The 9,210-nt window shown below is 72.7% G+C and carries 6 protein-coding genes and 3 pseudogenes; 3 read left to right on the top strand and 6 right to left on the bottom strand.

The window, feature by feature from the left end:
- Nucleotides 1-50: 50 nt before the first annotated feature.
- The 5 genes and pseudogenes from ABD198_RS05030 to thiI form a co-directional block, all read right to left on the bottom strand.
- Nucleotides 51-380: pseudogene (locus ABD198_RS05030) on the bottom strand (TOBE domain-containing protein); the annotation flags it as partial.
- A 108-nt stretch (nucleotides 381-488) separates the two neighbouring features.
- Entirely contained in the window at nucleotides 489-1,577 is a 1,089-nt protein-coding gene (locus ABD198_RS05025) for an ABC transporter ATP-binding protein (protein ID WP_343998111.1), read from the bottom strand.
- Nucleotides 1,574-2,431 (bottom strand): molybdate ABC transporter permease subunit, encoded by an 858-nt coding sequence (gene modB / locus ABD198_RS05020; RefSeq protein ID WP_425580419.1) that lies wholly within the window; start codon nucleotides 2,429-2,431, stop codon nucleotides 1,574-1,576. The genes ABD198_RS05025 and modB overlap by 4 nt, the downstream gene beginning before the upstream one ends.
- Nucleotides 2,428-3,264 carry a molybdate ABC transporter substrate-binding protein gene (modA, locus tag ABD198_RS05015; RefSeq protein WP_343998110.1) on the bottom strand — a complete coding sequence of 279 codons (837 nt, stop codon included), beginning with the start codon at nucleotides 3,262-3,264 and terminating at the stop codon, nucleotides 2,428-2,430. The genes modB and modA overlap by 4 nt, the downstream gene beginning before the upstream one ends.
- 481 nt (nucleotides 3,265-3,745) lie before the next feature.
- Complete coding sequence (gene thiI, locus ABD198_RS05010) at nucleotides 3,746-5,002, bottom strand: tRNA uracil 4-sulfurtransferase ThiI (RefSeq protein ID WP_425580418.1); 1,257 nt, start codon at nucleotides 5,000-5,002, stop codon at nucleotides 3,746-3,748.
- A gap of 254 nt (nucleotides 5,003-5,256) precedes the next feature.
- Here thiI and ABD198_RS05005 point away from each other — a divergent pair.
- Together ABD198_RS05005 and ABD198_RS05000 are read left to right on the top strand one after the other, a co-directional pair.
- Nucleotides 5,257-6,505: pseudogene (locus ABD198_RS05005) on the top strand (sensor histidine kinase).
- A complete protein-coding gene (locus tag ABD198_RS05000; protein WP_343998108.1) occupies nucleotides 6,493-7,161 on the top strand; it encodes a response regulator transcription factor in 669 nt (222 codons plus the stop codon). The pseudogene ABD198_RS05005 and the gene ABD198_RS05000 overlap by 13 nt, the downstream one beginning before the upstream one ends.
- A gap of 135 nt (nucleotides 7,162-7,296) precedes the next feature.
- Here the strand turns inward: ABD198_RS05000 and ABD198_RS04995 are convergent, their stop codons facing one another.
- Nucleotides 7,297-8,481 (bottom strand): glycosyltransferase 87 family protein, encoded by a 1,185-nt coding sequence (locus tag ABD198_RS04995; protein ID WP_343998107.1) that lies wholly within the window; start codon nucleotides 8,479-8,481, stop codon nucleotides 7,297-7,299.
- Nucleotides 8,482-8,838: 357 nt separating this feature from the next.
- Here ABD198_RS04995 and ABD198_RS04990 point away from each other — a divergent pair.
- A pseudogene (locus ABD198_RS04990) lies at nucleotides 8,839-9,144 on the top strand (SDR family oxidoreductase); the annotation flags it as partial.
- Nucleotides 9,145-9,210 lie beyond the last annotated feature (66 nt).

Raw genomic sequence — 9,210 nt, 5'->3', positions numbered from 1 at the left:
GTCGCGGGCCTTCCGATATCGTCACACCGCCGTGACCTGCACACTCACGACGTCACCGCGACTTTGCAATCGCCCTGGCCCACCGTGATCTTGACGGTCGTCATGGCGCCGCCGGTGGTGATGCCGGTGACCGTGCCGGGCAGCTGGTTGCGGATCGAGAGGCCGGAGACCGGGCCGGTGGCGAGCGCGACCTCCGTCGACTTCACCAGTGCGCGGACGGCGGAGCCCTCGGCGAGGCCGAGGTCCCTGACGGACTTCTCGGTGACGGCGGCGGTGAGCTGCCGGCCGCCGTCGAGGCGCAGCTTGACCGTCGCCATGACTTCGCCCGGCGTGATGGAGGTGACGGTGCCGGGGATCTGGTTGCGGATGCTCAGGTTCATGACGGATGACCTCGTTGATCTCGACGATCTCGCCGGAATGGGGTGATATGTCGCATTCGTGTCGTGTGGGGTCAACGGTAGTCGTGGGAGGGCGGGGGCGGCCGCACGTCAGACCGGGTAGGCGTGGGTCTGTGTCGCCTTCACTGTCGCCCAGACCTCGGCGCCGGGATAGAGGTCCAGTTCCGCGGCCGCGGCCGTCGTCAGGTCGGCGACGAGCGGCAGTTCGCCCGTGAGGACGGCGCGGATCTGGTCGCCGTGCGTCTCCAGGCCGCCGACCTCGCAGTGCCAGAGGTTGCGGGCGCTGGAGCCGGTCGGGCGGGCGCGGTGGAGGGTGACCGCGTTGGGCGGGAAGGCGACGTAGACCGGGCCGGTGAGGGCCTCCGTGGTGGTGACGAGCGGGCCGGCGTCGAGGCGGACGGTGTGGCCGTCGGCCTTGCCCCGGTAGAGGTTCAGGCCCACCAGCTGGGCGATGTAGTCCGTGCGGGGACGGCGGGCGATGTCGGCGGGGGTGCCCTCCTGGACGATGCGGCCCTCCTCGACGACGACCAGGCGGTCGGCGAGCACCATGGCGTCCAGCGGGTCGTGGGTGACCAGGACGGCGACGGCCTCGAAGTCGGCAAGGTGGCGCCGGAGCTGGGCGCGGACCTCCAGGCGTGTGCGGGCGTCCAGCGCGGCGAGCGGTTCGTCGAGCAGCAGCAGGCGTGGGTTGGTGGCGAGTGCGCGGGCCAGGGCGACCCGCTGGGCCTGGCCGCCGGAGAGCTTGCGGGGCTTGGCGCCGGCGTGGGCCGCGAGCCCCAGGCGGTCGAGCCACTCGGCGGCCTGCGCACGGGCGGCTGCCTTGGACGCGCCCTGGCAGCGGGGGCCGAAGGCCACGTTGTCCAGGGCGGTGAGGTGCGGGAAGAGCAGGTAGTCCTGGAAGACGACGCCTACGGGGCGGGACTCGGGCGGTGTGCGCTCCAGTGCCACGCCGTCCAGCCGCAGATGGCCGTCGGTGAGCGGCGTCAGGCCGGCGAGGGCGCGCAGGGCGGTGGTCTTGCCGGCGCCGTTCGGGCCGAGCAGGGCGACCACCTCGCCGGGTGCGGCGGTCAGCGTCACGTCTAGGCGGAAGGTGCCGCGTTCGACGACGAGACGGGCGTCGAGTCCCTCCGCGCGGGACTCGGCACGTACATCGGCAGCGGCGGAGTCGGTGCCGGTCATCTCGCTGCCACCCAGCGGTCGCGCAGAGCGGCCAGCACCGCGATGGAGACGGCCAGCAGAACGAGGCTGAGGGCGATGGCGGCCTCCGGGTCGCTCTGCAGGGCCAGGTAGACGGCGAGCGGCATGGTCTGGGTACGTCCCGGGAAGTTGCCGGCGAAGGTGATCGTCGCGCCGAACTCGCCGAGCGCCCGGGCCCAGGCCAGGACGGCCCCGGCCGCGATGCCCGGGGCGATCAGGGGGAGCGTGACCCGGCGGAAGGCGGTGAAGCGGGAGGCGCCCAGGGTGGCGGCGGCCTCCTCGTAGCGCGGGTCGGCGGCACGCAGGGTGCCCTCGACGCTGATGACGAGGAACGGCAGGGCGACGAACGCCTCCGCGACCACCACTCCGGCCGTCGTGAACGGCAGGGTGATCCCGAACCACGAGTCCAGCCACCGCCCGACGATGCCGTTGCGGCCGAGCGCCATCAGCAGCGCCACACCGCCTACCACCGGCGGCAGGACGAGGGGGAGCGTGACGAGGGCCCGTACGAGACCGCGTCCGGGGAACTCGACGCGGGCCAGCAGCCAGGCCAGCGGCACGCCGACGACCAGGCTCACCGCGGTCGCGGCGGTGGCGCAGATCAGGGACAGCTGCAGCGCCTGCCAGACCTGGGCGCTGGTCAGCAGCCCGGGCAGGCTGTGCCACGGGGTCCGCACGAGCAGGGCGACCAGCGGCACGATCAGGAACGTCAGGCCGATCAGCGCGGGCAGCAGCAGGGGCAGCGGCACGCCCCGGCCCTCGGCCGCCCGGACGCGCCGGCGCCGCGGCCCACCCCGCAGGGTGCCGGTGCCGACCTTGTCGTCGTTCGGGGTCACGGCTGGAGGAACCCGGCCTCGGTCAGGACCTTCTGGCCCTCGGGGGACTGCACGAGCGCGATGAAGGCCTTGGCGGCCGTGGGGTTGGGGCCGTCCTTCAGCAGGGTGATGGGGTAGTCGTTGACGGCCTCGGCCGCCTCGGGGAACTCAACGCCCTCCACCTTCTCACCCGCCGCCTTCACGTCCGTCCTGTAGACGACGGCCGCGTCGGCCTCCTTCAGCACCACCTTGTTGAGGGCGGACTTGACGTCCTCCTCGTACGACACCGGCGTGAGCGTCAGCTTGCTGGCGTCGAGGGCCTTCTGGGCGGCGGCGCCGCAGGGCACCGTCCTGTCGCAGAGCACGACCTTGAGGTCCGGGTTGGTGAGGTCCTTCAGAGAGCCGATCTTGTCGGGGTTGCCCGGCAGGGCGGCGATCTGCAGCTGGTTGCGGACGAAGGTGGCCGGCGTGCCGGAGGCGTCCCCGGCGTCCGTGACGATCTTCATCGTCTTCGGGCTCGCCGAGGCGAACACGTCGGCCGGTGCCCCGCCGGTGATGCTCGCGGCGAGGGAGTCGCTGCCGCCGAAGCTGAAGGTGACCTTGGTGCCCGGGTGCTGCCGCTCGAACTCCTGGCCCAGCTTCTCGAAGCTCTCCTTCAGCGAGGCGGCGGCGAAGACGGTGACGTCGCCGGTGACCTTGCCCGAGTCCGGGCCGCCGCCGGATCCGGAGGAGTCCGACTTCGATGCCGAGGAGTCGCCGGACGACGAGCAGGCGCTCAGAGCCAGCAGCGCGGCGACTCCTCCTGCGCCGGCCATGCGCAGGGCCCGGCGGGCCCGGCGCGCGGTACAGGTCATGACGGGTCCACTCCGCCCACTCCCTCTCGTCCTGACGGACGCGATCACCTGTGGCCCGGACGGGCTCCCTGCGTCCCCACCCGCCGGTACCGGTTGGCGTTCATGCGTTCATGCGTTCATGCGTTCGCGCGTGCTTGCGTCGATGTGTCGATGATACTGCCGCAGATACAAGGCGAAAGTCAGTGGTCGCTTCGCATGAGCCAGCAGTTCGATCGGTGCAGCTCGCATGTGCGTTTGTACGGCCGGGAGGGTCAAGGGTCACCTCAGGGCCACATCAGGGCGCACGGCGGCACGGCCGAGGCGAGCAGCGAACCCGGCGCCGGCTCGGTCTTCACCCTCCGGCTGCCGGCGGGTGAGGAACCGGGGGACGACTGACGGGCCGCGGGCGCGCGGTCCCGGCGTGGCGCCCTGCCCCGGCCATCCTCGGCCTGTACGCCTTCACCGCCGCGCCGCCGCACGGCCGGATGAGAGGCTCCTCGTGTCACGCCGGTGCCGGGCACCGGTCCCCGGTGTCCGAGGCGGCCTCGTCCGCCACCGGCGAGAACACCTGGGCGGAGTCCACCATCGCCTCGACCGCTTCCTCCAGGTCGAGCCGCTTCTCCACGGAGTGCAGCTGGGAGAGGCGGGCACGGGTGCTGACCCGGGGCGGGGTCAGCAGGCTGCAGCAGTCCTCGTCGGGCAGGACCGAGATACCCGCGGTGCCGATGGTGGTCGCCTCGTCGATGATCTCCTGCTTGTCCCAGCCGATCAGCGGCCGCAGCACCGGCAGGTCCGCCGCCTCCTCCACGGCGACCATGTTGGCCAGCGTCTGGCTCGCCACCTGTCCCAGGCTGTCACCCGTCACCAGCGCCTCGGCGCCGGTACGGGCGGCCAGCGCGGACGCGGTGCGCACCATCAGCCGCCGCTGGGCCACCACCTGCAGCCGGCCGGCCCCGGCCACGGCGAGCTGCTTCTGCGCCTTGCCGAGGGCGATCACATACAGGGACCCGGGCTGCTGGTAGCGGTTCAGCTCACGGGCCAGCGCGTACGCCTTGTACACCGACGAGGGGTTGGTGTACGGCGCGCCGGTGAAGTGCACGAAGTCGCAGGCCAGACCCCGCCGCATGGCCCGGTGCGCGGCCACGGGGGAGTCGTAGCCCCCGGACAGCAGCACCAGCGCCCGGCCGCTGGAGCCGACGGGCAGTCCGCGCAGGCCGGGGAGCCGCCGCCAGGACAGGTAGGTCTCCTTGCGGTCGATCTCCACGGCCAGGGTGACGTCCGGCCGGTCCAGGTCCACCCGGAGCCCCGGAACCTGATCAAGGAGCACGGCCCCGAGGTGGGCGTCGACCTGGAACGAGCTCAGCGGGAACCGCTTGTCCCGCCGCTTGGTCCGCACGGCGAAGGTGGTGCCCTCGCGGGACCCGCGCAGCACGTCGACAGCCGCCGCCGTGATGGCGTCCAGATCGCTGGGCACCCGCACGGCCGGCTCCACCGAACTGAAGCCGATCACCCTGCGGGCCCGCTCCACCAGGGCCTCCTGGGGCACCTCCCCGCCGATGACGGTCACGTTCCGGGCGGTCTTGATCCATGTCGAGCCGCCGATCCCGCGCAGCGCGTACCGCAGATTGTCGTGCAGCTGCTCGGTGAACCGGTGGCGGTTGCGGCCCTTGAGGAAGATCTCGCCGTGCTTGAGCAGCACGCACGGGGCCGGGGTGCCGTAGGCGCTACGCGCAGCGGCCACACTGCCTTTGTCGGACATGCCAACCTCTCAGAAGTCACAGTCGTCGTCGCAGTGTCTTCCGCACTTCCCATGATGCAGGAGTGAGCGGGACGACGGGTCGGGCACCGGCCGCCGGTCGTCTTCCAGACCCCGGCCCGGACCGAGGGTGATCGGTCGCTCACACAGCGTGCCCCGTATCCCTGTTCTCCGGCCTGACCGCCGGTCGAAGCCCGGTTAGGGTGATCGGTGGACCACGATCACCCGCGGGCGCACGATCCGGAGGACGCACACGTATGACCGTCGCCGTCTGGGAAGCCATGCGGCGGCATCCTCTCCGTTTCGCCTGCTCCCTCTGGCCCCTGCGCTGCTGGGCCTTCCTGCTGAGCGGCACCGTCCTGGGCTTCGTCGTGCTGCTGGTGCTGGCGGCGCTGCTCCTGGTGGGCGTCGGCCTGTCCGTGCTCGGAGCCGGCCTGTTCATATTGATGACGTTCGCCGTCTCCGGTATTCCCGTGGCCGCACTGGAGCGGCGCCGGTTACGGCTCGTCGAACCGGAACCCCTGCTCGACCCGCACGGCTCCCTCCCCGGCACCGGAGCCTGGCCCTGGCTGCGCACCCGGCTGCGCGAGCGGGCCACCTGGCGGGAGCTCGGCTACAGCCTCGCCCTGGGCGTCGTCTTCACCGCCACCGGGATCGGTTTCGTCGCCCTGCTCGGCCTGTCGCTGATCCTGACGGCGACACCGGTGATCGTGTGGGCGATCGCACCCGACACGGTCATGCTGGTGCCCGGCCGGCCCATATCCGAGCCCGTGGCCGCCCTGCCGGGCACCGCCGCCGGCCTGTTCGGGCTGCTCCTCTCCGCCTATGTGGGCGGAGTGCTCTCCGGGGCACAGGTGTGGGTCGCCCAGTCCCTGCTGTCGGCGCGCGACGAGGACCTGCGCTCCCGCGTCATCGAACTGACCCGCTCCCGAGCCCGGTTGATCGACGCCTTCGAGGCGGAGCGGCGGCGCATCGAACGCGATCTGCACGACGGCGCCCAGCAGCAGCTTCTGGCGCTCACCATGACCCTGGGCCTGGCCGAGATGGAGCTACGGGGCCAGGACTCCCCGGCCGCCGAACTCGTGGTCCGCGCCCGCGGCGAGGCCCGGCAGGCGCTGGAGCAACTGCGTTCGCTGGTACGGGGCATCCACCCCCAGGTCCTCACCGACCACGGTCTGCCCGCCGCCGTCGACGAACTCGCCCTGCGCAACCCGGTCCCGGTCACCGTCGACATCGACCTGCCGCACAGGTTGCCGCCGGCCGTCGAGTCCACCGCGTACTTCACCGTCACCGAGGCGCTGACGAACGCCGCCAAGCACAGCGGCGCACGACGACACCCTGACCCTGCTCATCACCGACAACGGGCGCGGCGGCGCGGACCCGGCCGCCGGGGCCGGACTGCAAGGCCTCGCCGACCGCGTGGCCATTCTGAGAGGAAGACTCGTCGTGACAAGTCCCGTCGGCGGACCCACCCAACTGCGTCTGGAGGTGCCGTGCTCCGCGTAGTGCTCGCCGAGGACGCGGTCCTGCTGCGCGCCGGACTGGCGGAAGTGCTCTCCCGCGCCGGACACGAGGTGACCGCGGCCGTCGGGACCGCCGAGGAACTGGCGCGCGCCGTGGACGCCGACCGTCCGGATGTGGTGGTCACCGACGTCCGGATGCCGCCCGGCTTCCGCGACGAAGGGCTGAGGGCGGCGCTGGAGCTGCGCGGCCGGCACCCCGGGCTGCCCGTGCTCGTGCTGTCCCAGTACATCGCCACCCCGTACGCGACCCAGCTGTTCAGCAGCGGCTCGTCGGCCGAAGGGGGACTCGGGTATCTGCTGAAGGACCGGGTCGGGGAGGTCGCCGAGTTTTTCGACGCGCTGGAACGCATCGCGGGCGGGCAGACCGTGATCGACCCGGAGGTGATCCGCGTACTGCTGCGGCAACGGGCCGCCGACGAACCACTGCAGCGACTGACCCCGCGGGAGCGGGAGGTGCTGGCCCTCATGGCCGAAGGGCTCAACAACCAGGCCATCGCACAGCGGCTCACCATCACCGAGGCCTCGGTGGTCAAGCACGCGAGCAACATCTTCATGAAGCTGGACCTCGACCCGGCGGAGGGAAATCGCCGCGTCCTGGCCGTCCTCGCCCACCTGCGGGGTCAGCAGCCGCAGGTCTGACCGGGTGCGTCGTCGCAACGGTGGCAACGGTCGTAACGGGCTTGTCCGGCGGGGCGGTCGTCGTGCCGGTGCCGGCGCCGGGGGAGAGCAGCCGCGTCAACTGCCGCGCCGACGCGTCCCAGGACCAGTGCGAGGTCACCGAGGCCCGGCCGGCTTCACCCCCCGGATCCGCCGGGCCGCGCCCGGCTCCGGCAGGAACGCCGCCGGGTCCACCCCCGGCACCAGCCGCACCAGTTCCGCCCGCGGACCCAGGGCCGGCGCGATGCGGCGCCGGGTGTACTCGCCGAGGCAGGTGACGGCATCCACGTGGTCGCCGATGCGCCGCAGCACCTGGCGGGCGCCAGGGGTGCGCGCCCACCAGATCTCGTGGCCGTGCGTGGTGGCGACCATCCGCCGGATCCCGCCCCCGCCGCAGCGCCGGCCGAAGCGCCCGGCAGGCGCGAGGAGGAAGGCCGCGCACAGTCCGAGGGCCAGCCGGTCGGCGGCCCGAACGAGGTCGTGCGGTGGCCGGATCAGCAGGGACACGGCGACGGCCAGCCCGGCGGACAGCAGCAGAGTGACCGCCGCGCACCAGCCGGCCGGCCCGAGGCCGGCGAGCAGCCTGCCCGGCAGCGGGCTGGCCGCCGGGGTCTCCCAGGGCCCGCGTCCCGCCGGGAACATGAAGACCTGCTCCACCAGCGGCCCGGGCGACAGCAGCACGGCCGGCAGGACGAGCACGGCCGTGCCTCCCACCGCCACGGCCGCCCCGCGCGCAGCCGTCCGCCACCCGCCGCGCCGGGCGAGCAACGCCACGGTCACCGCGACGGCGGGCCAGGCCGTCCACTTGAGGGAGCAGACCGCCGCGAGCGACACCCCGGTGGCCAACGGACGCCGCCGCGCCGCATACACCAGGGCCAGCACCAGCAGGCCCGTCAGCGGCAGATCGATACCGCTGACGCACAGCGGAAGCGCCACGACGGGGGAGGCCACGAAGGCGCCGAGCGCGCAGGTGCTCATGGTCCCGCGTCCGGCAGTCCGCCGACCGTACGCCCCGGGCACGGCCGCACGCCGGGCCGCCCACAGGCAACCCAGGAAGGCCGCGGCGCACCAGATCCTGGCGTCACCCAGCAGCCTCGCCGGCAGGCCGTCGCCGCCCAGCACGGCGCGCGGCAGCCCGAACACCGCCATGCCCGGCAGGTACGGAGTCACCTCGACCACCGAGCCCGGATCCGCCAGATACGGCGTCGCCTGACGCACGGTCAGCAGGCCGGAGCGCTCCACGACGCCGACCTCGCTCTGCGCCGAGCCGGTCAGCAGCAACAGGACAAGCGGTACGGCCACCGCACCCTGTCGCGGCGAACCAGACCGAGACGGCCGGTCCCCGTCGCCGCGAGGACAGCAAGGCCGCCACCGCCGCGCAGAGGTACCCCGCACCGGCGCTCATCCCCCATACCCGGTGTGGCTGCGGCGCCGGGATCAGCGGGAAGACAGCGGCCCACACGGCGGCGACCAGCCATCCGGCACACCACAACCACCGTTGTTCAAAAGGGAATTGAGCCCGAAGAGTCAGCACGCGTCCATTGCATCCGGAGCGTTCTCGCAGGTCATGACAGCCAGGTCGAGACCTGGAGGTCGGGTTTTCCCGACCATCCCGGTGGGTTCGGCGGCGATGTCGTCGGTCGTCGGCCGGCGGGACGCCTGCGGGCGCGCGGTGCGGTGGTCGCCGTCGCCTCGGTGTCCGCCCTGCGCAACGGCACGAGCAACGCCCCGTACGCCACCTCCAAGGCGGCCCTGCTCCAGCTGTGCCGCTCGGTCGCCGTCGACTACGGCCGTCGGGGAGTGCGGGCCAATGTCGTGTGCCCGAGCTGGGTCAGAAGCGAGATGGCCGACCGTCGCATGGCACGCTTCGCCGCGGAGGCGGACCTGCCGGGAGCCGAGACGGCCTACGAAGAGGTGACCAGGCTGCTGCCACTGGGACGGCCGGGTCTTGCGGAGCAGGTCAGCGGTGGTGAACTCCCGCCGGGTAGCCGGGAGATGATGGAGGTGTTCTCGGTGCGGGTCGGCGCCCGG

Origin of the sequence: Streptomyces thermocarboxydovorans, from assembly GCF_039524635.1 — a bacterium.
In the GTDB taxonomy this organism is placed as follows: Bacteria; Actinomycetota; Actinomycetes; order Streptomycetales; family Streptomycetaceae; genus Streptomyces; species Streptomyces thermocarboxydovorans.
This window is presented reverse-complemented; position numbering and strand designations above follow the sequence as displayed.